At 66.9% G+C, this 25633-nt stretch carries 20 protein-coding genes; 12 read left to right on the forward strand and 8 right to left on the reverse strand.

Going from position 1 to position 25633, the window contains the following annotated elements:
* The first annotated feature begins 3 nt into the window (after window positions 1-3).
* Both dnaK and dnaJ read left to right on the forward strand, forming a co-directional pair.
* Entirely contained in the window at window positions 4-1926 is a 1923-nt protein-coding gene (dnaK, locus tag AC5P60_RS19325; protein ID WP_005409241.1) for a molecular chaperone DnaK, read from the forward strand.
* 154 nt (window positions 1927-2080) lie between these two features.
* Window positions 2081-3205, forward strand: coding sequence for a molecular chaperone DnaJ (gene dnaJ / locus AC5P60_RS19330; RefSeq protein WP_005409242.1), 1125 nt, complete (start codon window positions 2081-2083; stop codon window positions 3203-3205).
* Window positions 3206-3265: 60 nt separating this feature from the next.
* Here the strand turns inward: dnaJ and AC5P60_RS19335 are convergent, their stop codons facing one another.
* On the reverse strand, window positions 3266-4063 hold the full coding sequence (locus tag AC5P60_RS19335; RefSeq protein ID WP_495201805.1) for an AraC family transcriptional regulator: 798 nt from the start codon (window positions 4061-4063) through the stop codon (window positions 3266-3268).
* Between the two features lie 72 nt (window positions 4064-4135).
* On the opposite strand from AC5P60_RS19335, the gene AC5P60_RS19340 reads away from it, so the two are divergent.
* From AC5P60_RS19340 to AC5P60_RS19350, 3 genes are all read left to right on the forward strand, one after another.
* Window positions 4136-5335, forward strand: a complete 1200-nt coding sequence (locus tag AC5P60_RS19340; RefSeq protein WP_483692806.1) for an MFS transporter — start codon at window positions 4136-4138, stop codon at window positions 5333-5335.
* A 575-nt stretch (window positions 5336-5910) separates the two neighbouring features.
* Window positions 5911-6819: a pyridoxal kinase gene (gene pdxY / locus AC5P60_RS19345; RefSeq protein WP_049430620.1), complete on the forward strand. Its 909-nt coding sequence runs from the start codon at window positions 5911-5913 to the stop codon at window positions 6817-6819.
* The gene (locus AC5P60_RS19350) at window positions 6816-7940 is read left to right on the forward strand and encodes a prephenate dehydrogenase (protein ID WP_149500936.1); all 1125 of its coding nucleotides are present in this window, start codon (window positions 6816-6818) and stop codon (window positions 7938-7940) included. The genes pdxY and AC5P60_RS19350 overlap by 4 nt, the downstream gene beginning before the upstream one ends.
* Window positions 7941-8181: 241 nt before the next feature.
* Here the strand turns inward: AC5P60_RS19350 and AC5P60_RS19355 are convergent, their stop codons facing one another.
* The 5 genes from AC5P60_RS19355 to AC5P60_RS19375 form a co-directional block, all read right to left on the reverse strand.
* Window positions 8182-8376, reverse strand: coding sequence for a hypothetical protein (locus AC5P60_RS19355; protein WP_049442817.1), 195 nt, complete (start codon window positions 8374-8376; stop codon window positions 8182-8184).
* 70 nt (window positions 8377-8446) lie between these two features.
* Window positions 8447-10219 (reverse strand): ABC transporter transmembrane domain-containing protein, encoded by a 1773-nt coding sequence (locus AC5P60_RS19360; protein WP_483692805.1) that lies wholly within the window; start codon window positions 10217-10219, stop codon window positions 8447-8449.
* Window positions 10212-10808 (reverse strand): IMPACT family protein, encoded by a 597-nt coding sequence (locus AC5P60_RS19365; RefSeq protein WP_005409249.1) that lies wholly within the window; start codon window positions 10806-10808, stop codon window positions 10212-10214. The genes AC5P60_RS19360 and AC5P60_RS19365 overlap by 8 nt, the downstream gene beginning before the upstream one ends.
* 40 nt (window positions 10809-10848) lie before the next feature.
* Window positions 10849-11868, reverse strand: coding sequence for a hypothetical protein (locus AC5P60_RS19370; protein ID WP_483692804.1), 1020 nt, complete (start codon window positions 11866-11868; stop codon window positions 10849-10851).
* Complete coding sequence (locus AC5P60_RS19375; RefSeq protein WP_239667795.1) at window positions 11865-12383, reverse strand: RNA polymerase sigma factor; 519 nt, start codon at window positions 12381-12383, stop codon at window positions 11865-11867. Before AC5P60_RS19375 ends, AC5P60_RS19370 begins: the two co-directional genes overlap by 4 nt.
* Before the next feature lie 292 nt (window positions 12384-12675).
* Between AC5P60_RS19375 and AC5P60_RS19380 the strand changes: the two genes are divergently transcribed.
* Entirely contained in the window at window positions 12676-15474 is a 2799-nt protein-coding gene (locus AC5P60_RS19380) for a bifunctional diguanylate cyclase/phosphodiesterase (RefSeq protein ID WP_483693036.1), read from the forward strand.
* Window positions 15475-15493: 19 nt separating this feature from the next.
* Here the strand turns inward: AC5P60_RS19380 and AC5P60_RS19385 are convergent, their stop codons facing one another.
* Window positions 15494-16087 (reverse strand): LOG family protein, encoded by a 594-nt coding sequence (locus tag AC5P60_RS19385; RefSeq protein ID WP_005409253.1) that lies wholly within the window; start codon window positions 16085-16087, stop codon window positions 15494-15496.
* A gap of 183 nt (window positions 16088-16270) precedes the next feature.
* Entirely contained in the window at window positions 16271-17767 is a 1497-nt protein-coding gene (locus AC5P60_RS19390; RefSeq protein ID WP_005409254.1) for an aminotransferase class III-fold pyridoxal phosphate-dependent enzyme, read from the reverse strand.
* A 210-nt stretch (window positions 17768-17977) separates the two neighbouring features.
* Between AC5P60_RS19390 and queA the strand changes: the two genes are divergently transcribed.
* The 6 genes from queA (at window position 17978) to secF (ending at window position 25105) form a co-directional block, all read left to right on the forward strand.
* Window positions 17978-19045: a tRNA preQ1(34) S-adenosylmethionine ribosyltransferase-isomerase QueA gene (gene queA / locus AC5P60_RS19395; RefSeq protein ID WP_005409255.1), complete on the forward strand. Its 1068-nt coding sequence runs from the start codon at window positions 17978-17980 to the stop codon at window positions 19043-19045.
* Between the two features lie 358 nt (window positions 19046-19403).
* Window positions 19404-20501 (forward strand): alpha/beta hydrolase, encoded by a 1098-nt coding sequence (locus AC5P60_RS19400; RefSeq protein ID WP_483692803.1) that lies wholly within the window; start codon window positions 19404-19406, stop codon window positions 20499-20501.
* A gap of 80 nt (window positions 20502-20581) precedes the next feature.
* Window positions 20582-21712 (forward strand): tRNA guanosine(34) transglycosylase Tgt, encoded by a 1131-nt coding sequence (tgt, locus tag AC5P60_RS19405; protein WP_005409256.1) that lies wholly within the window; start codon window positions 20582-20584, stop codon window positions 21710-21712.
* 133 nt (window positions 21713-21845) lie between these two features.
* The gene (yajC, locus tag AC5P60_RS19410; protein ID WP_005409257.1) at window positions 21846-22190 is read left to right on the forward strand and encodes a preprotein translocase subunit YajC; all 345 of its coding nucleotides are present in this window, start codon (window positions 21846-21848) and stop codon (window positions 22188-22190) included.
* A 61-nt stretch (window positions 22191-22251) separates the two neighbouring features.
* Window positions 22252-24108 carry a protein translocase subunit SecD gene (gene secD / locus AC5P60_RS19415; RefSeq protein ID WP_483692802.1) on the forward strand — a complete coding sequence of 619 codons (1857 nt, stop codon included), beginning with the start codon at window positions 22252-22254 and terminating at the stop codon, window positions 24106-24108.
* A 16-nt stretch (window positions 24109-24124) separates the two neighbouring features.
* On the forward strand, window positions 24125-25105 hold the full coding sequence (gene secF / locus AC5P60_RS19420; protein ID WP_005409259.1) for a protein translocase subunit SecF: 981 nt from the start codon (window positions 24125-24127) through the stop codon (window positions 25103-25105).
* Window positions 25106-25633 lie beyond the last annotated feature (528 nt).

Below are 25633 nucleotides of genomic sequence, written 5' to 3' on the forward strand. Positions count from 1 at the left end.
CCCATGGGCAAGATCATTGGTATCGACCTCGGCACCACCAACTCGTGCGTGGCGATCATGGACGGCGGCAAGGCCCGCGTCATCGAGAATTCGGAAGGCGATCGCACCACCCCGTCGATCGTCGCCTACACCAAGGACGGCGAAGTCCTGGTCGGTGCCTCGGCCAAGCGCCAGGCCGTGACCAACCCGAAGAACACCTTCTACGCGGTGAAGCGCCTGATCGGCCGCAAGTTCACCGACGCCGAAGTGCAGAAGGACATCGCGCACGTCCCGTACAGCATCCTGGCCCATGACAATGGCGACGCCTGGGTGGCCACCAGCGACGGCAAGAAGATGGCTCCGCAGGAAATCTCGGCCAAGGTGCTGGAAAAGATGAAGAAGACCGCCGAGGACTTCCTCGGTGAGAAGGTCACCGAAGCGGTCATCACCGTGCCGGCCTACTTCAACGACAGCCAGCGCCAGGCAACCAAGGACGCCGGCCGCATCGCCGGCCTGGACGTCAAGCGCATCATCAACGAGCCGACCGCGGCCGCGCTGGCCTATGGCCTGGACAAGGGCGACAACAAGGATCGCAAGATCGTGGTGTACGACCTGGGCGGCGGCACCTTCGACGTCTCGGTGATCGAGATCGCCAACGTCGACGGTGAAAAGCAGTTCGAAGTGCTGGCCACCAACGGCGACACGTTCCTGGGTGGCGAAGACTTCGACAACCGCGTCATCGAGTACCTGGTTGAAGAGTTCAACAAGGACCAGGGCATCGACCTGCGCAAGGATCCGCTGGCCCTGCAGCGCCTGAAGGATGCTGCCGAGCGCGCCAAGATCGAGCTGTCCAGCGCCCAGCAGACCGAAGTGAACCTGCCGTACGTCACCGCTGACGCGTCGGGTCCGAAGCACCTGAACATCAAGCTGACCCGCGCCAAGCTGGAAGCCCTGGTGGACGACCTGATCAAGAAGTCGATCGAGCCGTGCCGCGTCGCCCTGAACGATGCCGGCCTGCGTTCGAGCGACATCAGCGAAGTGATCCTGGTCGGCGGCCAGACCCGCATGCCGAAGGTGCAGCAGGCGGTGACCGAGTTCTTCGGCAAGGAACCGCGCAAGGACGTCAACCCGGACGAAGCCGTGGCACTGGGTGCTGCGATCCAGGGCGGCGTGCTGGGCGGCGACGTCAAGGACGTGCTGCTGCTGGACGTGACCCCGCTGTCGCTGGGCATCGAGACCATGGGCGGCGTGTTCACCAAGATCATCGAGAAGAACACCACCATCCCGACCAAGGCCTCGCAGGTGTTCTCCACCGCCGAGGACAACCAGTCGGCCGTGACCGTGCACGTGCTGCAGGGTGAGCGCGAACAGGCCCGCTTCAACAAGTCGCTGGCCAAGTTCGACCTGTCCGGCATCGAGCCGGCCCCGCGTGGCCTGCCGCAGGTGGAAGTGTCCTTCGACATCGACGCCAACGGCATCCTGCACGTGTCGGCCAAGGACAAGAAGACCAACAAGGAACAGAAGGTCGAGATCAAGGCCGGTTCGGGCCTGTCCGAGGAAGAGATCGCGCGCATGGTCGCCGACGCGGAAGCCAACCGCGAAGAAGACAAGAAGTTCCAGGAACTGGTGCAGGCCCGCAACCAGGCCGACGCCCTGATCCACGGTACCCGCAGCGCCATCACCGAGCACGGCAGCAAGGTCGGCGGCGATGTCATCGGCAAGGTCGAGGCGGCCCTGGCCGACCTGGAAACCGCGATGAAGGGTGACGACAAGGCACAGATCGAAGCCAAGTCGAAGGCACTGGAAGAAGCTGGCCAGTCGCTGTTCGCCGCGGCTTCGGCCGACCAGGGCGGTGCCCCGGGTGCCGACGCCGGCAATGCCGGCAAGGCGCAGGACGACGTGGTCGACGCCGAGTTCACCGAAGTCAAGGACGACAAGAAGTCCTGATCCGGACCGACACGGGACGCTGGCCACCAGCGTCCCGTTGTCGCATCAGGGTCCTGACCGCCCACCGGCGTGTCGGGGCGCCCGACGCAAGAGCGGACCTGGTTCCGCTCTTCCGCTTTGACGAATCCCGACTTTCCGGAACCAGATCCACGATATGAGCAAGCGCGATTATTACGAAGTGCTGGGCGTTGCCCGCACCGCCACCGACGACGAGCTGAAGAAGGCGTACCGTCGCTGCGCGATGAAGTTCCACCCGGACCGCAACCCGGGTGATGCGGCGGCCGAAGCCTCCTTCAAGGAGTGCAAGGAAGCCTACGAAGTGCTGTCCGACGGCAACAAGCGCCGCATGTACGACAGCCATGGCCACGCGGCGTTCGAGCACGGCATGGGCGGCGGCGGGCCGGGCGGCCCGGACATGAACGATATCTTCGGCGATATCTTCGGCAACATCTTTGGCGGCGGTGGCGGTGGTCCGCGCCAGGCGCGTCGCGGCGCCGACATCGGCTACGTGATGGAGCTGGACCTGGAAGAAGCCGTGCGCGGCGTCGAGCGCCGCATCGAGATTCCGACCCTGGCCGAGTGCGGCGACTGCGATGGCAGTGGCTCGGAAGATGGCAAGGTCGAAACCTGCAATGTGTGCCATGGCCGCGGCCAGGTGCGCATCCAGCGCGGCATCTTCGCCATGCAGCAGGCCTGCCACAACTGCGGCGGCCGTGGCCAGATCATCGCCAAGCCCTGCAAGACCTGCCACGGCAACGGCCGTGTCGAGGAAGACAAGGTGCTGTCGGTGAAGGTGCCGGCCGGCGTCGATACCGGCGACCGCATCCGCCTGCAGGGCGAGGGCGAAGCCGGTCCGGCCGGTACGCCACCGGGCGACCTGTACGTGGAAGTGCGCGTGCGCGAGCATGCGATCTTCCAGCGCGATGGCGACGACCTGCACTGCGAAGTGCCGATCCGCATCTCGCAGGCGGCACTGGGTGACACCGTGCGCGTGGCCACCCTCGGCGGCGAAGCGGAGATCCGCATTCCGGCCGAGACCCAGACCGGCAAGCTGTTCCGCCTGCGCGGCAAGGGCGTGCGTTCGGTGCGCAGCCGCAGCGAGGGCGACCTGTACTGCCGCGTGGTGGTGGAGACTCCGGTCAACCTCACCCCTGAGCAGCGCAAGCTGCTGGAACAGTTCGAAGCCACCTTCGTCGGCGAGGAAGCACGCAAGCATTCGCCGAAGTCGGCCACCTTCATGGATGGCGTGAAGGGCTTCTGGGACCGGATGACGTCCTGAGTTTTTCAACCGAAGCGTTGAGCGGCAGCGCCGGGCCATGCCCGGCGTTTTCGTTTGCGATCAGCGGAAAAACGCCGCCGGCGTCTGCCCCAGCTGGCGCTTGAACATGCTGGTGAACGCACTGGGGCTGTCGTAGCCCATCGCCAGCGCGACATCGATGACCTTGTCGCCGACCGCCAGCCGCTCCAATGCGGCCAGCAGTCGCGCCTGCTGTCGCCACTGGCCGAAGGTCATGCCCAGTTCGCTGGCGAAATGACGCTGGATGGTTTTCACGTCCACTTCCAGCGCCTGTGCCCAGTCCTGCAGCGTGGCGTCGTCGCCGGGGCGCTTCTGGATGTGCTGGCAGATCCGCTGCAGGCGCGGGTCGGTGGGCGAGGGCAGGTGCAGCGGCAGTACGTCCATGCGATGCAGTTCGTCCAGCAGCAGGCGCACCACGCGGCCATCGCGGCTGTCTTCGATGTGCTCGCCCTTGATCAGGGTGGCTGCCTGCAGCAGTTCGCGCAGCAGCGGTGCCACCTGTACCGCGAACGGTTCGGCCGGCAACTGCGGGGCGAACGACGGATCGATGTACAGGCTGCGCATGTGCACGGCGGCAATGCAGTCCACCGCGTGCACCATGCCCGCCGGCATCCAGATCGCACGGGTGGAGGGCACGACCCAGCGACCGACTTCCGAGCGCACCACCATCAGCCCCGAGATGGCATAGACCAGCTGGTGGCGCTGGTGCTTGTGGCCTGCGATATGGGTGCCTGCCGGGTACTGGGTAACCCGGTAGGTGACCGGACGATGCAGTGGCACATCACGCCACGGCGCAGCCGGGTCGACATCGCCGGCAATGTCCTTTTTGCGATAGGCCATGACCCGAACGCGGCAGAAGGGAGGGGAGGGCAACCGTAGCATGCGTGGCTCGCCCCCAACCTGACTGCGTCCATGTCCGCCTTGGCTTCTCCCGCAACGACCTCACGTCCGGTGGCTCCCGGTGTGCTGGCAGCTATTTCCACCTCGCATGTCGTCAACGACATGATGCAGTCGCTGATCCTGGCCATCTATCCAGTGATCAAGGGCGGCTTCAACCTGAGCTTCACCCAGATCGGCCTGATCACGCTGACCTACCAGCTGACCGCTTCGATCTTCCAGCCACTGGTTGGCGCCGCCACCGACCGTCGCCCGGCGCCGTACTCGCTGCCGATTGGCATGGCCTCGACCCTGTGCGGCATGCTGCTGCTCGGCTTCGCGCCGAACTATGCGGTGGTGCTGATGGCTGCGGCGATGGTCGGCATTGGTTCGGCCATTTTCCATCCGGAAGCATCGCGCATTGCGCGGCTGGCCTCGGGTGGCCGCCATGGCTTCGCGCAGTCGGTGTTCCAGGTGGGCGGCAATTTCGGTACCGCGCTCGGTCCATTGATTGCTGCAGCGGTGATCGTGCCGCATGGCCAGCATGCCGCGTCGTGGTTTGCCGGCGCCGCGCTGATCGGCATTGCACTGCTGACCTATGTCGGCCGCTGGTACGCGCTGCACCTGGGCACCCCGGGCCCGGCCAGCACCGCCTCGATGGCGCCGCGCCATCCCCCGCGCACCGTGGCCAAGGTGCTGGCGATCCTGCTGGTGCTGATCTTCAGCAAGTACTTCTACATGGCCAGCATCGGCAGCTACTTCACCTTCTACCTGATCCACCACTTCGGCATTCCGGTGGCACAGGCGCAGCTGCATCTGTTCGCATTCCTGGTGGCGTCCGCCGCCGGCGGCTTCCTCGGTGGCCCGCTGGGCGATCGCATCGGCCGCAAGCCGATCATCTGGACCTCGATCCTGGGCGTTGCGCCGTTCGCACTGATGCTGCCGCATGCCGATCTGTTCTGGACCACGGTGCTGGCGGTGCTGATCGGTTTCGTGTTGTCTTCGGCGTTCTCGGCCATCGTGGTCTATGCCCAGGAGATGATGCCGCACCGCATCGGCATGGTGTCCGGCCTGTTCTTCGGCTTTGCGTTCGGCATGGGTGGACTGGGTGCTGCCGTGCTCGGCCTGCTGGCGGACAAGACCAGCATCGAGTACGTCTACCAGTTGACTGCGTTCCTGCCGCTGCTCGGCATCGTGGCGGCGTGGCTGCCGCCGTCGCGGCCTGCTGTTCACTGAGGGGTTTTTGGTTTGCAGGGCTTGCAGCCCTGCACCCGCAGAGGCAACGTCAACAGCAGAAGCGGGCTATCCGTGGGTGGGCGGGGTGGGTCCGGCTGCAGGGGACGCCGTAAACCCATCCCTGGGGGCTTGGCCGCGGCATCCATGCCGCGGACACCCCTTCAACCGGACCCACCCCGCCTTCGACAATTGGCCGCGATCTGTTGGAGCAGCACTCTGCTCTGGTGGGTGTCGACCTTGGTCGACACGGTAGATCCACGCCATGCGTGGATGACTCATTCGATATCTGACAGATGTGTCGACCAAGGTCGACACCTACCAACAGCGCGGAACAACAGCCGCAATTACCAACAGCCGCGTGAACCTGTCGAAGGCGGGGCGGTGTCGGAGTGCGGGGTGTCAGCCGCATGGATGCCGCTGCCAAGCCTACAAGGACGTACTTGCGGCGTCCCCGCACTCCGACACCGCCCCGCCACCCCACGGATAGCCCGCTCTGGCTTTTGATGTTGACGTTGATTCTGCAGGCGCAGGGCTGCAAGCCCTGCCGAACCGCCCACCGGGCGTAGAATGCGGCCATGAGCGAATCCCTTGATAACCACCTGGTCCACGGCCGCCGCCAGCGGCCCGACGGCCCGTCGCCGATCGATGTCATCTCGGTCCAGTCGCAACTTGTCTACGGCCACGCCGGCAACAGCGCCGCCGTGCCGCCGATGCGCGCTCTCGGCGTGCGCGTAGCAGAAATTCCGACCGTGTTGCTCAGCAACGCGCCGTTCTACGACACCACGCGCGGTCGCGTGCTGCCCGCCGACTGGTTCGCCGACCTGCTGCTGGGCACCCACGAGCGCGGCCTGCCGCAGCGGGCGAAGATGCTGGTGTCCGGCTACTTCGGCAGCACCGCCAACGGTGCGGCCTTCGCCGACTGGCTGGACGACATCCTGCCGGCCTGCCCGCAGCTGCGTTACTGCCTGGATCCGGTGATTGGTGATACCCACACCGGCCCCTACGTGGAACCGGGCCTGGAAGCGATCTTCGCCGAGCGCCTGCTGCCGCATGCCTGGCTGGTGACCCCGAACGCCTTTGAACTCAATCGCCTCACCGGTATGCCGGCGCTCGCCGAGGCCGATGCCATCGCCGCCGCACGCACGCTGCTGGATCGTGGCCCGCACTGGGTGATCGCGCACAGCGTGGGCGGCACCCCGGGTGAACTGGTGACCCTGGCTGTCGGCCGCGAGGAGACCTGGCGCTGGACCTCGCCCCTGCTGCCGGTGGACGTGGCCGGTACGGGTGATGTGCTGATGTCGCTGGTGGTGTCGTTCCTGCTGCGCGGCGAATCGATGCAGCAGGCGATCTCGCGTGCGATTGCCGGCACCCACGCGGCCCTGGAGGCGACCCTGGACAACGGCTTCGAAGAATTCGACGTGATCGCTGCAGCGCCTGCCGCGCTGGCCGAGGGGACGCGCTTCCGCGCCGAACGCGTGGCATGAGCGGCCTGCTCGAACGCACGCCGCGCACGGTCGGCATCGTCGGCAGTGCCGGCGCCTACGGACGCTGGCTGACCCGCTTCTTCCAGCAGCACATGCAGCTGCGGGTAATCGGCCATGATCCGGCTGATCCGGGCTCGCATACGCCGGAACAGCTGCTCGCGCAGGCCGATGTGCTGGTGTTCTCGGCGCCGATCCGGCATACGCCGGCGTTGATCGCCGAGTACGTGCGGCAGTCGGCCGGCCGCGAGCAGGACCGCCTGTGGCTGGATGTGACCTCGGTGAAGGAGGCGCCGGTGCAGGCGATGCTGGCCTCGCAGGCCGAGGTGGTCGGGCTGCACCCGATGACCGCGCCACCGAAAGCGCCGACACTGAAGGGTCGGGTGATGGTGGTCTGCGAAGCGCGGCTGCGGCACTGGCAGCCATGGGTCGATTCGCTGTGCACGGCGCTGCAGGCTGAGTGCGTGCGGGCCACGCCGCAGCATCACGACCAGATGATGGCGCTGGTACAGGCGATGGTGCATGCCACCCACCTGGCCCAGGCCGGCGTGCTGCGCCAGTACCAGCCGCAGCTGGGCGACCTGGCCGCGATGATGCCGTACCGGTCGGCATCGTTCGAACTGGATACGGCGATCATCTCGCGCATCCTGTCGCTGAACCCCGCGATCTACGAGGACATCCAGTTCGGCAATCCGTACGTGGCGCCGATGCTGGAGCGCTTGATCGGCCAGCTGCAGGCCCTGCAGGCCCAGGTCGGGCAGGGCGACGACACTGCACGCAGTGCATTCCGTGAGCAGCTGCTGTCGGCCAACCACAGTGCCTTCGGCGAGCAGGCACTGGCCGAGGGCAACTACACCTTTGAACGCGTGGGCTATCTGCTGGCTGACCTGACCGAGCGCAATGCGTTGTCGGTGCACCTGCCGGAAGATCGGCCGGGCTCACTGCGTGAACTGCTGAACGTGTTCGAGCAGCACCGCATCAGCCTGGCCTCGATCCATTCCTCGCGCACGCCTGGCGGCGAAGTGCATTTCCGGATCGGGTTCGTGGCCGGCAGCGATCCGGGGGCGATCAGTCGCGCGGCCGCCGAAGTGGACGCTAGCGGCATCGGGCGGGTGCTGGGCTGAGCACATTCATCCACAGGCGGTGTGGATGGTTTCTGAGCAAAGGTGTGGATAACCTCGCTCAGCCCTTGGTAGTAAAGGCTGTCAAGATGGTTGGTCAAAAATTGATCACGCTTTTTGTAGGGTCGAGCCAGGCTCAACCGCCTTTGGCAAAAAGCGTGTCGACCAAGGTCGACACCTACCAGAGCGAGGCGATACGGCCAGTGCCCACCAAGGTGGGCACCCACCAGGCAGGGGGGCAGCGCTAGATCATCAACCGCAGCTCACCACCACTGGTGGTGAACTCGCGTCCGTTGCGCACCAGATGACGCCCATCATCCAGCTCATAACGCGGCGTGGCTTCGGAGTGGTGTCCGCTGCCATTCGCCTCGGGCTTGAACTCGATGATGATGTGGCTTTCGCCATTGCTGTCGACTGCGGGGAACTGACGGAACGACATCGTCTACCTCCTTCAGCGGATGCGGCTGATGCGGGGCCAGCTTGGTCCGGCCGATGTTAGCCGGCCGTCATCAATCGATGAACTGCAGTCGTGCCAGTTCAGCGTACAGTCCGCCTTCGGCCAGCAGTTGCGCGTGCGTGCCCTCGGCGACGATGCGGCCCTGGTCCATCACCACGATGCGGTTGGCCTTGAGCACGGTGGCCAGACGGTGGGCAATGACCAGCGTGGTGCGGCCCGCCATCAGGCGTTCCAGCGCTTGCTGCACGCCGTGCTCGCTCTGCGCGTCCAACGCGCTGGTGGCTTCGTCCAGCAGCAGGATCGGCGCATCCTTCAGCAGTGCGCGGGCAATCGCCACACGCTGCTGCTGGCCACCGGACAGGCGGGCGCCGCGCTCGCCCAGCTCACTGTCATAGCCCTGCGGCAACGCGCGCAGGAATCCGTCCGCCTCGGCGGCGCGTGCGGCATCTTCCACCTCGCTGTCGCTGGCCTGCAGGCGGCCATAGCGGATGTTGTCGCGCGCGCTGGCGGCAAACAGCGTCGGCTGCTGCGGAACCAGCGCCAGCTGTCCGCGCAGCTCGGCCGGGTCGACCTGGCGCACGTCGATGCCATCCACGCAGATGCGGCCACTGGCCGGATCGTGGAAGCGCAGCAGCATCGACAGCACCGTGCTCTTGCCTGCGCCGGACGGGCCAACCAGGGCCACGGTCTCGCCCGGGCGCACGTGCAGGTTGAAATGGTCCAGCGCCGCCTGGTCTGGCCGCTGCGGGTAATGGAACACCACGTCGTCGAACCGGATCTCGCCACGCAGCGGCTGCGGCAGCACGTGCGGCTGCGCCGGCGCGCGGATCTCGATGTCTTCCTGGAGCAGTTCGCCGATGCGGCCCATGCCGCCGGCCGCGCGCTGCAGTTCGTTCCAGACTTCGGCCAGGGCACCGACCGAACCACCACCGATCAGCGCGTACAGCACGAACTGGCCAAGGGTGCCTGCGCTGAGGCGGCCATCGATGACATCGTGCGCGCCCAGCCACAGCACGCCGACGATGGCGCCGAACACCAGCAGGATGGCGCTGGCGGTGACCAGCGACTGCGCACCGATGCGGCGGCGGGCGGCCTTGATGGCATCGCCCAGTGCATGGTCGAAGCGGCCGCGCTCGTAGGGTTCGCGTGCATGCGCCTGCACCGTCCTTACGGCGCCCAGGGTCTCGCTGGCCAGGCTGTTCGCATCGGCGATGCGGTCCTGGCTGCTGCGCGCGACGGTGCGCAGCTTGCGCGCACCGATGATGATCGGCAGTACCGCAAGCGGAATGCCCAGCAGCGACCACGCCGCCAGCCGCGGGCTGGTGACGAACAGCATCGCCAGGCTGCCGACCACCGTGACGCTGCTACGCAATGCCACCGACATGGTCGAGCCGACCACGCTGCGCAGCAGCTCACTGTCGGCGGTCAGGCGCGAGACCAGCTCACCGCTGCGGCTGCGGTCATGGAAGCCGGCACCGAGCTGGATGAGGTGTGCGTAGAGGCGGCTGCGCAGGTCAGCCACGACCTTTTCGCCCAGCAGCGACACGAAGTAGAAGCGCGCGGCGGTGGCCAGGGCCAGCACCACGGCCACCAGCATCAGCAGGGCGAAGGCACGGTTGATCTGGCCGCCGCTGCTGAAGCCGTGGTCGATCATCTGCTTGACCGCCGGCGGCAGGCTCAGCGTGGCCGCCGAAGACACCGCGAGGGCCATCAGCCAGGCGGTGAACAGGCCACTGTGGCGGCGCACGAACGGCCATAGCGTGCGCAGGCTGCCAAGGCGGCGCAGCGGCGGGGGTGAGGCGGGGGCGCCGTCCTTGTCAGTCATCCTGGTGGTCGTCTTCTATGCGGATACGGTCACGAGTGGCGTCGCGCAGGCGGATTTTCAATGCGTCGACCTGATCGGCCGGCAATTCGACCCGCAGGCACACCCCGTTCGCGTCGAACTGTTCATCGCGCTTTTCCGCGCCGAACCCCGGAAGGGCCGCATGCAGGGTGCCCAGGTCTTCGAAGCCGGCCTGCAGCTGCAGCCGTGCCATGGCGACCAGCGCCAGCCGCGGCGCGGTGCGCAGGCATTCTGCGGCGGCGCCACCGTACGCCCGGACCAGGCCGCCGGCGCCGAGCTTGATGCCACCGAACCAGCGCGTCACCACCACCATCACCCGGTCGAAGCCCTGCCCGTCGATCGCGGCCAGGATCGGCCGCCCGGCGGTGCCTGCCGGCTCGCCATCATCGCTGGAGCGGTAGTCCTGGCCATGCCGGTAGGCCCAGCAGTTGTGTGTGGCGTCGGCCACGGCAACCTGTTGCAGGAACGCCAGCGCTGCGGGGGCGCCGTCGATCGGCGCGGCATGGGCGATGAAGCGGCTGTGTTTGACTTCCAGCGTGTGGCTGACGGGCTGGGCGAGGGTATCGAGCATTCCCGCCATTCTACGGTGTTGCCGGGTACCCCCGCCCGTTTCAGTCGTCCAGCAGCGGGCGCAGGTCGCGCGGCAGGCGCGCTTCCGGATATTGCTGGATGTAGCGCTCCAGGCTGGCGCGGGCGAGGTCGCGCTGGTCCTGGTCACGGCGCTCGCGGATTTTCTGCAGCCACTGCCGGCGTGGCAGGCGCGCGTCGGCGTCCACCTCGGCCTGCACGGTATCCGCGCTCAGGCCCGCATCGCTGCCGCGGCGCATGATGCCCGGAGCCGAACGGCTGGGAGCCTCACGCTTCATCGAGGTGATCTCCACCCGATCCAGCGCCTCCGCCCGCTCGACCTCGGCGGCATTGGCTGCTGGTGCCGGTGCAGGTGCCGCGGCCGTGCGTGCTTTCAGTGCCCCGGACGCTGCCGGCGCGAATGCCGGTGCAGGTGCCGGTGCCGAGTAGGCGGCGGGTGCCGGTGGCGCAGGCGGCGCTGCTGCCGGTGCTGCCGTCGGCGCTGGCGGGAGGGCCGCAAAGGCGGTATCGGCGGCCGCATCCGCAGCCATCGATCGTGCAGCCTGGGCCGGCGCTTCAGCGGTTTCGGCCGGCGCCGGCTCGGGCGCGCGTGCGATGGACGGTGCCGGGGCAGCGGCAACAGGGGCGGCCTCGGGTGCTGCGGGCGCAGCGCTTGGTTGGGCGCCCGCCACAGCGCTGTCGGCTGCACTGCGGTCAGCGGCCTGATCGGCAGCCGCAACGTCTTCTGCCGCTGCCGGTGCCGCAGCAACAGCGGCCTCACCGGCCGGAACCGGCGGCGGTTCCGGACGCAGCTGCCAGGCGATGCCGATGGCAAACACCATCGAGGCGGCGATGCCGAACACCGCCGGCCAACGCGGGCGTGTGCGCTGCGTGCGCGGCGCCTCGGGAGAGGCGACCGCATCGGCCGCCGGCGCGTCCACGGCAGCGCGGGCCGCGGCCAGGATGGCAGCGTCCAGTGCGGCGGGCGGAGCCTGCTCGGCGCGACGGCCGAGCAGCCGGGCCAGCTCGCGTTCTTCCGGCGTCAGCGGTTCGTCTCGGTTCATGCGTTCAATCCCGCACGCAGCTTGTCCATCGCATAGCGCAGCCGCGATTTCACGGTTTCCCGGCCTACGCCGGTGATCTGGCCGATCTCCTCCAGGCTCAGTTCCTGATCCAGCCGCAGTTGCAGCACTTCGCGCTGCTCAGGCGGCAGTTGTTCCATCGCCAGCTGGATGCGGCGACGTTGTTCGAATTCGGAAAGCTCGCCTTCCGGGGTCTGCCCATCCTCGATCGCGGCCAGGCGCAGATCGGCATCGGCCGGGGCAGCCGGGCGGTGGCGGGCGGCGCGCCAATGGTCGTTCAGGCGGTTGTGGGCGATGCGGAACAGCCAGGTGGTGAACGCCGCGTCCGGTTGCCACCCAGCACGGGCGCTGATCACCCGCTGCCAGACGTCCTGGAAGATCTCCTCGGCCAGCGCGGTGTCGCGCAGTTGCCGCAGCAGGAAGCCGAACAGGCGCTTGCGGTGGCGCCCATACAGGCTTTCGAACGCGCGCAGGTCGCCACCGGCCCAGGCCAGCATCAAGGCTTCATCGGTTGGCAGTGCGCTGGCTTCCACGGCGTACAGGGTAAGGCCTGCAGGCGGTGGCGCATAGCCGGTGGCAGGGGCGGGCAGGGCGAGGTTCATGGCATGGAAGCAGCTACGGACAGCACGAAAAACGTACGGGCGCACGATTCGGGGTTTACGGGCTTCCATTGCCCCCCGGGTGGCGCGCTATGCTCGGCGGCTCAGGGGAGGCGACGCACAGACGGCGCCAAGAGATTGTCATTTGTCCACGCATGCTGAATCGGCGGAAGAGCCACTACACGAGGCCGTGTTGAGCACGGCGCTGGTGCGCGCGTTGCATGCGCTTTTGCCGGAAACGGCCGTGGTCCGCGTTGGCTGGGACGACCCGCAGCTGGGGAGTGGCCGGGGGGGCTGGCCCTTGCCTGCGATTGACAGCGCTGCGTCCGTGGAGCCCGCCACCGGCGATGGCCAGCACGGCTGGGAGTATGACGGTGCGCGGCTGCTGCTGTCGGTTGCGGGCGCGGTGCCTTCAGCCGCGTGGTGGGGGCTGGCCCGGCAGGCGATGGAGCTGGCGCTGCAGCGCGGCCGCCAGGCCGGCCAGATCAAGGCACTGGAAGAGGCCGAACGGCTGCAGCAGGCCCTGTTCCAGATTGCAGATCTGGCCGGTGCCGACCTGGAAATGCCCGAGATGCTGCGCCACGTGCATGGTGTGCTGGGCACGCTGATGTATGCCGAGAACTGCTACATCGTGGAATACGACGATGTGCGCGACCAGATACGCTTCCTGTACTTCGCCGATCAGGTCGATGACTTCGTCGCCGATCCCACGCAGAGCCATGACGCCAGCGAGATGCCGCGCAGCCTGACCGTGGCGCTGTTGCGCCATGGCAAGCCGCTCAGTGGTCCCTCGCGCAGGCTGCTGGCGCAGGTGATGGAACAGGAGCACGACCCGCAGCGTGGGCCCGAAAGCCTGGACTGGCTGGGCGTGCCGATGCTGCGGGACGGCCGCGTCTGCGGCGCCATCGTGGTTCAGAGCTATGAACAGGCAGCCCGCTATGGCGAGGCCGAGCGCGCATTGCTGGGCTTCGTTGCGCAGCACGTACAGACCGCGATGGACCGGCGCCAGGCGCAGGTGCGGCTGGAGCAGCAGGTGGCGCGGCGCACCCAGGAACTGCAGCGCGCCAACCGCAGCCTGCAGGATGAGGTGGCAGAGCGTCGCCGTGCCGAACAGTTGCAGACCGCGCTGTACAACATCGCCGAGATGGCGATGTCGGCCGACAGCCTGGACCAGTTCTATGGACAGGTGCATGGGGTGGTCGGGCGCCTGCTCGACGCACGCAATTTCTACATCGCCCTGGTCAACCCGGCCGGCAACGGCCTGGACTTCGTGTATTCGGTGGACGAGCACAATGCCAGCCGCGCGCCACGGCCGTTCAGCCGGGGCCTGACCGAATACGTGGTGCGCAACCGGCGCCCGCTGCTGGCGTCACGCGCGCAGATCGATGCGCTGCTGGCCAGTGGTGAAGTGCGCGAGTCCGGCGCGCGCTCGCATTGCTGGCTGGGCGTGCCGTTGCTGCGCGACGATGAGGTGGTGGGTGCGATCGTGGTGCAGAGCTACAGCGAGAACAGCACGTTCAGCGTGCACGACCAGCGGCTGCTGACCTTCGTTGCGCAGAACATCGGAACCGGGCTTGCGCGCCAGCGCGACCAGCAGCGGCTGCGTTCGGCACATGCCGAGCTGGAAAAGCGCGTTGAGGAACGCACCCGCGAACTGGCCGAGGTCAACGAAAAGCTGCTTGGGCAGATCGGTGAGCGCCTGCGTGCCGAGCAGCGCCTGACCCACCAGGCCATGCACGATGCGCTGACCGGCCTGCCCAACCGCCTGCACCTGCTGGATCGCCTGCAGGATTCACTGGCGCTGGCCAAGCGTGAGGGCGGACCGGTGTTCGCCGTGCTGTTCCTCGATCTCGACCGCTTCAAGCTGGTCAACGACAGCATCGGCCATGCCGCCGGCGACCGCATGCTGGTGGAAGTGGCCAAGCGCATCGTGTCGATGGCGGGTAACGAAGATGTGGTGGCCCGGCTCGGCGGTGATGAGTTTGCTGTTCTGCTGCAGTGCCCGCAGGGCCTGGCGCAGGCACTGGATTTCGGCCAGCGGCTGCTGCTGGCGTTGCAGGAATCGATGTGGATCGCCGGGCGCGAACTGTTTCCGTCCGGCAGCCTGGGCATTGCCCTGTGGAATCCGCGCTACCGCACCGGAGAAGAGCTGCTGCGCGATGCGGATGCGGCCATGTACCGGGCCAAGGCGCAGGGCCATGACCGCTGTGCGATCTTCGACGAGGACATGCGCGAAGAAGCCATGCGCAGCCTGGACCTGGAAGCCGATCTGCGCCGTGCGATCAACAACCGCGATTTCGTACCGTTCTACCAGCCGATCGTGCGCTTGTCCGACGGCGAAGTGGTCGGTCACGAGGCGCTGCTGCGCTGGCAGCATGAGCGCCGTGGCCTGCTGCTGCCCGGCGCGTTCCTGGAGCTGGGTGAAGAGAGCGGCCTGATCGAACAGGTGGACTGGCTGATCTACGAGCAGGTCATCGCGGGGCTGGCACGGGGAGGCGAAGGCTACGTCTCGGTGAACGTATCGCCCCGGCATTTCCGCTCGGCAGAGTTCAGTGATCGCCTGTTCGGCCTGCTCGACAGCTGTGGTGCCGATCCGCGCCGGCTGCGCCTGGAAATCACCGAGGTGGCGTTGCTGGACGACGGCCCGCACACGCTGCGTATCCTGCAGGGCCTGCGCGAGCGCGGCATCCAGGTGCAGCTGGACGATTTCGGTACCGGGTTCTCCGCGCTGTCCTACCTCCACCGTTTCCCGATCAGCACGCTGAAGATCGACCAGAGCTTCATCGCCGGCCTGCACGGTCCGGAAGTGCAGAGTACGCGGGCGCTGGTGGAAGGCGTGCTGTCGCTGGCGCGCACGCTGGGCATTGAGACCATCGGCGAAGGCATCGAGACCGACGCGCAGCGGCAGACCCTGCGTGAACTGGGCTGCGACTACGGCCAGGGCTACCTGCTGGGGCGGCCCGCGCCCTGGGCGCACGCGGCGGCCTGAGCCACCGCGTGCAGCCGCATCATCGCAGGGCGGCGCGGCGCTTCTCGTCGATCCACTTCGAGGCCTGGGCCGGCTGGTAGTTCTTCATCCACTCCAGCATCTCTTCGATGTCCGAGCCGTACCACAGGTCCTGGCGCTGGTCCGGATGCAGGAAGCGTTCTTCCACCATGCGATCGATCATGCCGATCAGCGGGGCGTAGAAGCCGTCCACATCGAGGAATGCGCATGGCTTGTTGCCGATGCCCAGCTGGCGCCAGGTCAGCATCTCGAAGATCTCTTCCATGGTGCCGAAGCCGCCGGGCAGGGCGACGAAACCGTCGGCAAGATCGAACATGCGCGACTTGCGCTCATGCATCGAACCGACGATCTCCAGTTCGGTCAGGCCACGGTGCGCCACTTCCCAGTCGGCCAGCTGGCGCGGGATCACGCCGGTCACCTCGCCGCCAGCGGCGAGCACGGCATTGGCCACGGTTCCCATCAGGCCGACGTTGCCGCCGCCATACACCAGGCGCAGGCCGTCGCGGGCGATGCGGTCACCCAGGGCAATGGCGCGTTCGGTGTAGGCCGGCTTGCTGCCAGCGTTGGAACCACAGTACACACAGATCGATTTCATGGATCTTCCTGTCTCTTGGCCGGAAACGAAAACGCCCCGTCGCCAACCGCAGGGCGGTCGGGGACGGGGTGTCCTTGGATTATGAGCCCTTCTGTAGAGCCGAGCCATGCTCGGCTGATCTTCGTTCAGATCGCGGCAAAGGCCGAGTCGAGCACGGCTCGACTCTACAAACGCCAAGCAGGCTTACGCGGCAGCGGCCTGCTCGCGGCGCGGGCCTTCACGCAGGGCGCGGCCGACCATGCCTACCAGCAGGTCCAGCTCCTCGCTGTCCATGCCGAAGTGCGGAGTGAAGCGCAGCGAGTTTTCGCCGCCATGGATCACGTTGATGCCGTGCTGGCGCAGCCATTCCTCGGTGGAGTTGGCGCCGTAGCACTTGAACTGCGGGGCCAGCTCGCAGGAGAACAGCAGACCGGTGCCCTGCACCTTGGTGATCAGCCCGCCCAGCTCGTTCTTCAGCTGTTCCAGCTTGCGCACGGCCTCGGCACCGCGTTCGGCGATGTTGGCGCGCACCTGCGGGGTCAGCTGGGCCAAGGTGGCGCAGGCCACGTCCAGCGCACGCGGGTTGCTGGTCATGGTATTGCCATAGATGCCCTTGCGGTACAGCTGCGCGGCATGCTCGGTCACCGCCAGCACCGACAGCGGGTACTGCGCGGCGTTGAGGGCCTTGGAATAGGTCTCCATGTCCGGCGGGTCGAGGCCTTCGAAGCCCGGGTAATCGACCACCGACAGCACGCCATGCGCGCGCAGGCCGGCCTGGATCGAGTCGAGCAGCAGTAGGCTGCCGTGGGCACGGGTCAGTTCGCGGGCCACGGCATAGAACGACGGCGGCACCGAACGCCCCGGGTCGCCTTCGCCCATCACCGGTTCCAGGAACACCGCCTCGATGAACCACTGGTTGCGTGCGGCGTCCTCGAACACCTTGCGCAGGCCGGCTTCGTCGTACGGCGCCACGGTGATCACCGAGTCCTCACCGCGGTAGCTGGCCAGGTGCTGCATGTAGCTCTTGCGGCTGGAATCGGAATACAGGGCAGGGCGGTCGGTACGGCCATGGAAGCTGCCCTTGACCACCACGCGCTTGATCGCAGCGCCAGCGTGGCGCGCACCCGGGTCGGTCTGCAGCTTGGCGTTGACGTCGGCGATGCGGGCGGCCAGGCCGACCGCTTCGGAACCGGAATTCAGGCACATGAAACGGGCGAACGGGCAGCCGCCACGGCGGTGGCCGATCTCGGCGCGCAGGGCGGTGATGAAGCGCTGCTGCGACAGGCTGGGGGTCATGATGTTGGCCATCACCTGCGGGCGGGCCATCGCCTCCAGCACGGCGTCCGGGGTGTGCCCGAAGCCGAGCATGCCGTAGCCGCCGGCGTCGTACAGCACGGCGCCCTTCAGGGTGACCACCCATGGGCCGCGCGCAGCCAGTGCCACGTACGGGGTCACCGCGTCATCGGCATAGAAATTGACGAAACCGTCCTGCATCGCGTCGATCTGCGCCTGTTCGTCCTGCGCCAGCAGCGGCCCCAGGTCGGCCTGCACGCGCGCGAATTCCTCGGCAGCGGCGTCCACCGCGGCGATCAGCTGCGGGTGGTTGGCGGACAGGGCGGTCAGGGTGGCATCGTCCAGCCCGGTGGTGAGACGGGTGCCGGGCTGGCTGCGCAGGGGGGCGAGGCGTTCGATGAAGCTCATTGCAGATCTCCTGAAACAATGGGTCGCACGGGTCTTCAAAAGCAAAACGCGCGTCATCACGCGCGCTTGGGGCAGGCTCGTGCAGCGGACTTCCGGCTCGATGCTAGCACTTGTTTTTTTGCGCGATAACCCCGCAGAAACCTGCTGCATAGCAGCATTTTCCGCGACGTTCGTCGCGGAGCACGCCGGCTCGCAGACGCTGGACGTACAATGCGCGCCATTGTCGACCTGTTGCCGCCCACCGCCTTGAAGAAGTCCGATTTCCATTACGACCTGCCGGCTGAACTGATCGCGCAGGCCCCGCTGGCCGAACGTTCCGCAAGCCGCCTGCTGCTGGTACCGCCGGCGCCCGATGCCTTCACCGACCTGCAGGTGCGCGACCTGCCGTCGCTGCTGCAGCCGGGCGACCTGCTGGTGTTCAACGACACCCGGGTGATCCCGGCGCGCCTGTTCGGGCAGAAGGCCAGCGGCGGCCGCGTGGAGATACTGATCGAGCGCCTGCTCGGTGGCCAGCAGGCCCGTGCCCAGGTGGGCGCCAGCAAGTCACCGAAGGCCGGCAGCCGCATTGCGCTGGATGCCGGCGGTGAAGCCGAGGTGCTGGGCCGCGATGGCGAGTTCTACGTACTGCAGTTCCATGTGCCGGAATCGCTGGAACAGTGGCTGCTGCACGCCGGCCGCCTGCCGCTGCCGCCGTACATCCAGCGCGAGCCGGGCGTGGACGACCGCGAGCGCTATCAGACTGTGTTCGCGCGCGAAGTGGGGGCGGTGGCGGCGCCGACCGCCGGCCTGCATTTCGACGAACCGCTGCTGGCCGCACTGAAGGACAAGGGCGTGGAGTTCGGGCACGTCACCCTGCACGTGGGTGCAGGCACCTTCCAGCCGGTGCGTGCCGATGACCTGAAGGACCACGTGATGCACCGCGAGTGGCTGAACGTGGGTGCCGAGCTGGTGCAGCAGGTGCGGCGCACGCGCGCCGCCGGCGGCCGCGTGATCGGCGTCGGCACCACCGTGGTGCGCGCGCTGGAAAGCGCGATGCGCGACGGCGAGCTGCTGCCGTTTGCCGGCGAAACGCAGATCTTCATCACCCCGGGTTACCGCATCCGCAGCGTCGACGCGATGGTGACCAACTTCCACCTGCCGGAAAGCACGCTGCTGATGATGATCTCCGCGTTCGCCGGCAAGGAGCGCGTGTTCGAGGCCTACCAGCACGCGATCGAGCAGCGCTACCGCTTCTTCAGCTACGGCGACGCGATGCTGCTGTTCCCGCAGGCGGGGTAGGGCCACAGCCTCTGCTTGTGGTGGGTGCGCACCGTTGGTGCGCACTTGCAGGTGCCTGGAGCCCCGGAAAGCCACGCTTGGCGTGGCTCTACTGCCGCTGGAATCAGTAGATCCACGCCATGCGTGGATGGCATCCCAACGTTCTTCCCGGCAGAAGGTGCACTGCGAGTGATGTGGTGACCACCCGCCAAGGCCAGTGGCGACGAAGGTGAAACCGCGCCCCGCGAGGTTTGTCGCTTTTTTCAGGATTAAGCGGGCAGCCCGCCGACAGGCGGTCGTCCAAGGCCTGCGACAGCGGGCTAGGATCGCATCGCGCAGACCCCGGGGAGGGGTCGGTGCCCCACCAAGGAGAACGTTCATGCGCCGGATTGCCGGGTTGTGCCTGATCGTGTGTGGCCTTTCGTCCTGTTCCAGCGTGCCCGATGTCGCCTACTGGCCCGAGCATGAGGCCCGTCCCCTCGCATTGCCTGCGCGCAGCGAGCGAATGGTGATCGAGATCAATGATGCCGGGGGCTTCCATTGGCCGGGCCAGTTCAACCGCCTGCAACGCTGGCTGGCGGCGGAACCTGTCGATCTCCCGGTGGTGGTCTTCATCAACGGCTGGCACCACAACGCATCGCCCAATGACAGCAACTTCACTGATTTTGAAGAATTCCTTGGCAAGGTCGAGGCCAAGGCGGGAACCCCGGTGAGGGGGCTCTATGTGGGGTGGCGTGGTGACTCCTACGATACCCCGCTGGCCTGGGAGCCGAGCGACTTTCTGACGGTTTGGGATCGAAAGAACGCCTCGGTGACAGTAGGGGAGAACGGGCTGGCGCAGGTGGTGGCCCTGTTGCGCGAGCAGCATCCGGAGAGGGCGGTCTACATGATCGGCCACAGTTTCGGCGGCTCAGCCCTGTTCCATGCCATCAAGGATGGCCTGGTGCAGGAGCAGTTGGATGGCCTTGAGTACTTCATGCTCAACCCGGCAGTGGCCGAGCGTGAGTTCGACGAGGTCGAGCAGGCGCTGGTATCCGCGTGGGCAGCGTCACCGGCATTTGCCGGAACAGTATCGATCACGGCTGCTGACGCTTTGCGCCAGCATCGAAAGGTGACGGTGCTGCAGGCGCAGGGCGACAAGGCCGTCGGTATGGGCTACCGGATTGCGTTCAGGGGCACGCCCATTGGATTTGACCGTCAGCGCCAGACCCATCGAGCCTGGGTCTGCGCCACGGCCGATGCCTGTCCGCCACCGCCGCTGGACGCCTGTACCGCAACGCTTGCCGATGGCCGTTTCGTTCTGCGCGCCCGGACCATACCGGGCCAGGGCTGTGCGCCAATGCAGCAACGTCCGGTCTGGGTGATCGCAGGCGCAGACAGTGTCTCGGCCGACCACAACGACATCCTGAACTCGATCCAGGCGGACGCCCTGGCCGACCTGGTGGCGCAGCGCTGGCGGCTGCGGGCAGGGCGCTGAACGGCGTAGACAGGTCGTGGGGTTCGTCGGCGCCGGGTTTTGGGGGACAATAGGCAACTATTTGCCCGAATGACCGCTCCATGTCCCGACTGCAGTTCCAGCTCCAGACCCGCGACGGCCGTGCCCGCCGTGGCCGCCTGACCTTCCCGCGTGGCACGGTGGAAACGCCGGCCTTCATGCCGGTGGGAACCTATGGCTCGGTCAAGGGCATCCTGCCGGACCAGGTGCGTGCGCTGGGCGCCGAGATCATCCTCGGCAATACCTTCCACCTGTACCTGCGCCCGGGCCTGGACATCATTGCCGACCACGGCGGCCTGCACGGCTTCTGCCGCTGGGATGGCCCGATCCTGACCGACTCCGGTGGCTTCCAGGTGTTCTCGCTGGCCCACCGCCGCAAGATCACCGAGCAGGGCGTGACCTTTGCCTCGCCCACCGACGGCGCCCGTGTGTTCCTGGGCCCGGAAGAGAGCATGAAGATCCAGAAGGTGCTCGATTCGGACGTGGTGATGATCTTCGACGAGTGCACCCCGTACCCGGCCACCGAGGATGTGGCGCGCCGGTCGATGGAGCTGAGCCTGCGCTGGGCCCAGCGCAGCCGCAACGCGCATGACGAGCTGGGCAATGACGCGGCCCTGTTCGGCATCGTCCAGGGCGGCGTGCACACCGACCTGCGCAGCCGCTCGGCCGAGGCCCTGCAGGCGATCGGCTTCGACGGCTACGCCATCGGCGGCCTGGCTGTGGGCGAGCCGGAGCACGAGCGCAACGCCATGCTCGACCACCTGGACCCGGAGCTGCCAAGCGACCGTCCGCGCTACCTGATGGGTGTGGGCCGGCCGGAGGACCTGGTGGAAGGAGTGGCCCGCGGCGTGGACATGTTCGACTGCGTGATGCCCACCCGCAACGCTCGCAACGGCCACTATTTCACCTCGTTCGGCACCGTTCGCATCCGAAATTCCCAGTACGCGCGGGACATGGACCCGATCGAGCCGGGCTGCGGCTGCGTGGCCTGCACCGGCGGTTACACGCGTTCCTACCTGCGCCACCTGGACCGCTGCAACGAGATGCTGGCGCCGATGCTCGGTACCCTGCACAACCTGTTCTATTACGAAAAGCTGATGGCCGACATCCGCGCGGCCATCGAGGCGGGAACCTTCCTGGCCTTCCGCGAGTCCTTCTACGCGGCACGCGGGGCGGTGGCCCCGCCCCTGTAACCCGAACGCCCCTGCCAAACGGCCCAAGGACGAACGCCCGGGGCCGTGGCATACTTCAAGGCTGACCCAGATCCGCGGTCGACACCTCGTGCCCGTGAAAGGGCCGAAGCGCCGCCCAACCAAAGGACCAACGATGAACCTGCTTGCTTTCCTGATTCCCGCCGCCCACGCCCAGGCCGCCGGCGGCCAACCGCAGGGCATGGGCCTGACCACGCTGCTGTTCCCGGTCATCCTGATCGCCATCATGTACTTCCTGATGATCCGCCCGCAGATGAAGCGGCAGAAGGAGCACAAGGCCATGCTGGAGAAGATCAAGCGTGGCGATGAAGTGCTGACCAACGGCGGCATCGCCGGCATCGTCACCGACATCGGCGACAACTTCATCACCATCGAAGTGGCTGACAACGTGCGCATCCGCGTGCAGAAGGGCGCTGTCGGCAACGTGCTGCCGGCCGGTACCCTGAAGTCGGCCCAGTAAGCCACTCCCTTTCCGATGCACAACCGCGGCGCCGGGGATGGCGCCGCGCGGGACCCAAGCAATGCTCGAATTTCCACGCTGGAAGTACGTCGTCATCCTGATCGTACTGGCGCTCAGCGCGCTGTACGCGCTGCCCAACATCTACCAGAAGGACCCGGCCCTCCAGATCACCGCCAACCGTGGCGGGCAGATCGACGATGCGCTGCGCGACCGTGTGCTGGCCGACCTGAAGAAGGCCGGTATCACCGCCGTCGGTGCTGAGAAGGAAGGGGAGAGCCTGATCGTTCGCCTGCCGGACCTGAAGGCGCAGTCCGCTGCCAGCGACGCCCTGCGCGACACCGTCGGCGAAAAGTACACCGTGGCCCTGAACCTGGCCTCGACCGTGCCGGACTGGCTGGCCAACCTCGGCGGTCGCCCGATGGTGCTGGGCCTGGACCTGCAGGGTGGTGTGCACTTCGTGCTGCAGGTCGACCAGAAGGCCGCCCTCGACAAGCGCCTGGACGCCTACACCGAAGACGTGCGCAGCACCCTGCGTGACGCGCGCATCGCGTACCAGTCGGTGGAGCGTCGCGCGGACAACAGCATCGTGGCCAACCTGAGCCCGTCCGCCGGTGATGGCGCCGCACAGCGTGCCCGTGCGGCGCTGGTGAAGGCGCAGCCGACGCTCGGCTACGACGTCAGCGGCAACCGCATCACGGTGACCGTGCCGGAGACCGAGATCGCGCAGATCGCCAATGGCGCCATCGAGCAGAACATCAACACCCTGCGCAACCGCGTGAACCAGCTCGGCGTCGCCGAGCCGATCATCCAGCGCCAGGGTGCCGACCGCGTGGTAGTGCAGCTGCCCGGCGTGCAGGACACTGCCGAAGCCAAGCGCATGATCGGCGCCACCGCCACCCTGGAATACCGCGCGGTGGTCGAGGGCAATGCGCAGGACGCCATCGACTCCGGCCGCATCCCGCCGGAAGCGAAGGTCTATCAGCGCCGTGACGGCGGCGGTCCGATCCTGCTGAACAAGCGCGTGATCGTCACCGGCGACCAGATGGTCGGCGCGCAGGCGGTGACCGACTCCACCAGCGGTGCCCCGGCGGTCAGCGTGACGCTGAACAACGTCGGCGGCCAGCGCATGTTCGACTTCACCAGCGCCAACGTGAACAAGCCGATGGCGGTGGTGTATACCGAACGCGTGCCGACCGTGACCCTGGTTGACGGCCAGGAAGTGCGTGGCTTCAAGGTCAACGAGGAAGTGATCTCGGTGGCCAACATCAACGGCGTGTTCGGCAAGAACTTCCAGACCACCGGCCTGCAGAAGAAGGAAGCCGACGATCTGGCCAAGCTGCTGAAGTCCGGCTCGCTGGCCGCGCCGATGGACTTCGTCGAAGAGCGTGTGGTCGGCCCGAGCCTCGGCGCCGAGAACGTCAAGAACGGCATGCGCGCAGTGGTGTTCGCGTTCCTGTTCACCCTGGTGTTCTTCAGCGTGTACTACCGCATGTTCGGCGTGATCACCTCGGCAGCGATGCTGTTCAACCTGCTGATCGTGGTGGCGGTGATGTCGCTGTTTGGCGCGACCATGACCCTGCCGGGCTTCGCCGGCCTGGCGTTGTCGGTGGGCCTGTCGGTGGACGCCAACGTGCTGATCAACGAGCGTATCCGTGAAGAGCTGCGTGCCGGTGTGCCGGGCAAGACCGCGATCGTGACCGGTTACGAGCGTGCCTCGGGCACCATCCTCGACGCCAACCTGACCGGCCTGATCGTCGGTGTGGCGCTGTTCGCATTCGGTACCGGTCCGCTGAAGGGCTTCGCACTGACCATGATCATCGGTATTTTCGCCTCCATGTTCACCGCGATCACCGTGTCGCGTGCGCTGGCGACGCTGATCTACGGCCGTCGCAAGAAGCTCCAGAACGTGGCCATCTGACGGGACGACACGCACAATGAAACTGTTTCCGCTGCACATCCTCCCGAACGACACCAAGATCGACTTCATGCGCTGGCGCCATGTCGCCATGGCAGTCACCATCGTGGTGTTCCTGGCCTCGGTCGCCATCATCGGCATCAAGGGCTTCAACTACGCGCTGGACTTCACCGGCGGCACCCTGATCGAAGCCCGCTTCGACAAGCCGGTGGACGTCGAGCAGGTCCGCAACAAGCTCGAGCAGAGTGGCTTCGAAGGCGCCCAGGTCCAGAGCGTCGGTGGCAACACCGACCTGCTGATCCGCCTGGCCCCGCACGGTGAGCATGCGCCGGGTACCGGTGACGCCGCCGCCGAGGACAAGGCCACCGCTGCCGCCGTGGTGAAGGCGCTGTCTTCTGCCGACAACCAGGCCACCGTGCTGCGCAACGAGTTCGTCGGCCCGCAGATCGGCAAGGACCTGGCGATGAATGGCCTGTATGCGACCATCTTCATGCTGGCCGGCTTCCTGATCTACATCGCGGTGCGCTTCGAGTGGAAGTTCGCGGTCACCGCCAGCATCGTGGCGATGTTCGACCTGATCGTGACGGTCGCATACGTGTCCCTGCTGGGTCGTGAGTTCGACCTGACCGTGCTGGCCGGCCTGCTGTCGGTGATGGGCTTTGCGATCAACGACATCATCGTGGTCTTCGACCGCGTCCGCGAGAACTTCCGTAGCCTGCGCGTGGACTCGATGGAGGTGCTGAACCGTTCGATCAACCAGACGCTGTCGCGTACGGTGATCACCGCGGTGATGTTCTTCCTGTCGGCGCTGGCCCTGTACATGTACGGCGGCAGCTCGATGGAAGGCCTGGCCGAGACGCACATGATCGGTGCGGTGATCGTGGTGCTGTCTTCGATCCTGGTGGCGGTGCCGATGCTGACGATCGGCTTCCTGCGCGTCAGCAAGCAGGACCTGCTGCCGAAGGCGAAGGACGTCGAGGCCCTGGCCCGTCGCCCGTAAGCGCCTGCTGCACGCAGCACACAGAGAACCCCGCGCAAGCGGGGTTTTTTGTGTGCAGGGCTTGCAGCCCTGCACCCGCGGTAGTGCCGGCCGCTGGCCGGCAACAGCAACAGCGTGCATTCCGTGGTTGGGCGGGGCGGTGTCGGAGTGCGGGGACGCCGCAAGTACGTCCGTGTAGGCTTGGCAGCCGCATCCATGCGGCTGACACCCCGCACTCCGACACCGCCCCACCTCTGACAGATTCCGGCGGCTGTTGGTAGGTGTCGACCTTGGTCGACACATCTGTCAGATATCGATAATCAAACTGGAATCAGATCTACCGTGTCGACCAAGGTCGACACCCATCAGAGAAGAATGCTGTCCCGACAGGTCGCGGAAACCTGTCGAAGCGGGGTGGGTCCGGTTGCGGGGGCGTGAGCCGCATGGATGCGGCGACCGAGCTTACATGGGTGAGGGCGCTTTGCTTGCGAAGCACTGCTTCGCAAGCGCCCGAACGCACAGCCGCCAGCGGCTGGGCCGGGCCCCGGA

The organism is Stenotrophomonas sp. YJH_SMC_120 (assembly GCF_059368675.1).

What these genes read in the sequence shown, in the direction of transcription:
- dnaK (WP_005409241.1), top strand. Translation starts at nt 4, where the DNA reads ATGGGCAAGATCATTGGTATCGACCTCGGCACCACCAACTCGTGCGTG.
- dnaJ (WP_005409242.1), top strand. Translation starts at nt 2,081, where the DNA reads ATGAGCAAGCGCGATTATTACGAAGTGCTGGGCGTTGCCCGCACCGCC.
- AC5P60_RS19335 (WP_495201805.1), bottom strand. Translation starts at nt 4,063, where the DNA reads ATGGCCTATCGCAAAAAGGACATTGCCGGCGATGTCGACCCGGCTGCG.
- AC5P60_RS19340 (WP_483692806.1), top strand. Translation starts at nt 4,136, where the DNA reads ATGTCCGCCTTGGCTTCTCCCGCAACGACCTCACGTCCGGTGGCTCCC.
- pdxY (WP_049430620.1), top strand. Translation starts at nt 5,911, where the DNA reads ATGAGCGAATCCCTTGATAACCACCTGGTCCACGGCCGCCGCCAGCGG.
- AC5P60_RS19350 (WP_149500936.1), top strand. Translation starts at nt 6,816, where the DNA reads ATGAGCGGCCTGCTCGAACGCACGCCGCGCACGGTCGGCATCGTCGGC.
- AC5P60_RS19355 (WP_049442817.1), bottom strand. Translation starts at nt 8,376, where the DNA reads ATGTCGTTCCGTCAGTTCCCCGCAGTCGACAGCAATGGCGAAAGCCAC.
- AC5P60_RS19360 (WP_483692805.1), bottom strand. Translation starts at nt 10,219, where the DNA reads ATGACTGACAAGGACGGCGCCCCCGCCTCACCCCCGCCGCTGCGCCGC.
- AC5P60_RS19365 (WP_005409249.1), bottom strand. Translation starts at nt 10,808, where the DNA reads ATGCTCGATACCCTCGCCCAGCCCGTCAGCCACACGCTGGAAGTCAAA.
- AC5P60_RS19370 (WP_483692804.1), bottom strand. Translation starts at nt 11,868, where the DNA reads ATGAACCGAGACGAACCGCTGACGCCGGAAGAACGCGAGCTGGCCCGG.
- AC5P60_RS19375 (WP_239667795.1), bottom strand. Translation starts at nt 12,383, where the DNA reads ATGCTGGCCTGGGCCGGTGGCGACCTGCGCGCGTTCGAAAGCCTGTAT.
- AC5P60_RS19385 (WP_005409253.1), bottom strand. Translation starts at nt 16,087, where the DNA reads ATGAAATCGATCTGTGTGTACTGTGGTTCCAACGCTGGCAGCAAGCCG.
- AC5P60_RS19390 (WP_005409254.1), bottom strand. Translation starts at nt 17,767, where the DNA reads ATGAGCTTCATCGAACGCCTCGCCCCCCTGCGCAGCCAGCCCGGCACC.
- queA (WP_005409255.1), top strand. Translation starts at nt 17,978, where the DNA reads ATGCGCGCCATTGTCGACCTGTTGCCGCCCACCGCCTTGAAGAAGTCC.
- AC5P60_RS19400 (WP_483692803.1), top strand. Translation starts at nt 19,404, where the DNA reads ATGCGCCGGATTGCCGGGTTGTGCCTGATCGTGTGTGGCCTTTCGTCC.
- tgt (WP_005409256.1), top strand. Translation starts at nt 20,582, where the DNA reads ATGTCCCGACTGCAGTTCCAGCTCCAGACCCGCGACGGCCGTGCCCGC.
- yajC (WP_005409257.1), top strand. Translation starts at nt 21,846, where the DNA reads ATGAACCTGCTTGCTTTCCTGATTCCCGCCGCCCACGCCCAGGCCGCC.
- secD (WP_483692802.1), top strand. Translation starts at nt 22,252, where the DNA reads ATGCTCGAATTTCCACGCTGGAAGTACGTCGTCATCCTGATCGTACTG.
- secF (WP_005409259.1), top strand. Translation starts at nt 24,125, where the DNA reads ATGAAACTGTTTCCGCTGCACATCCTCCCGAACGACACCAAGATCGAC.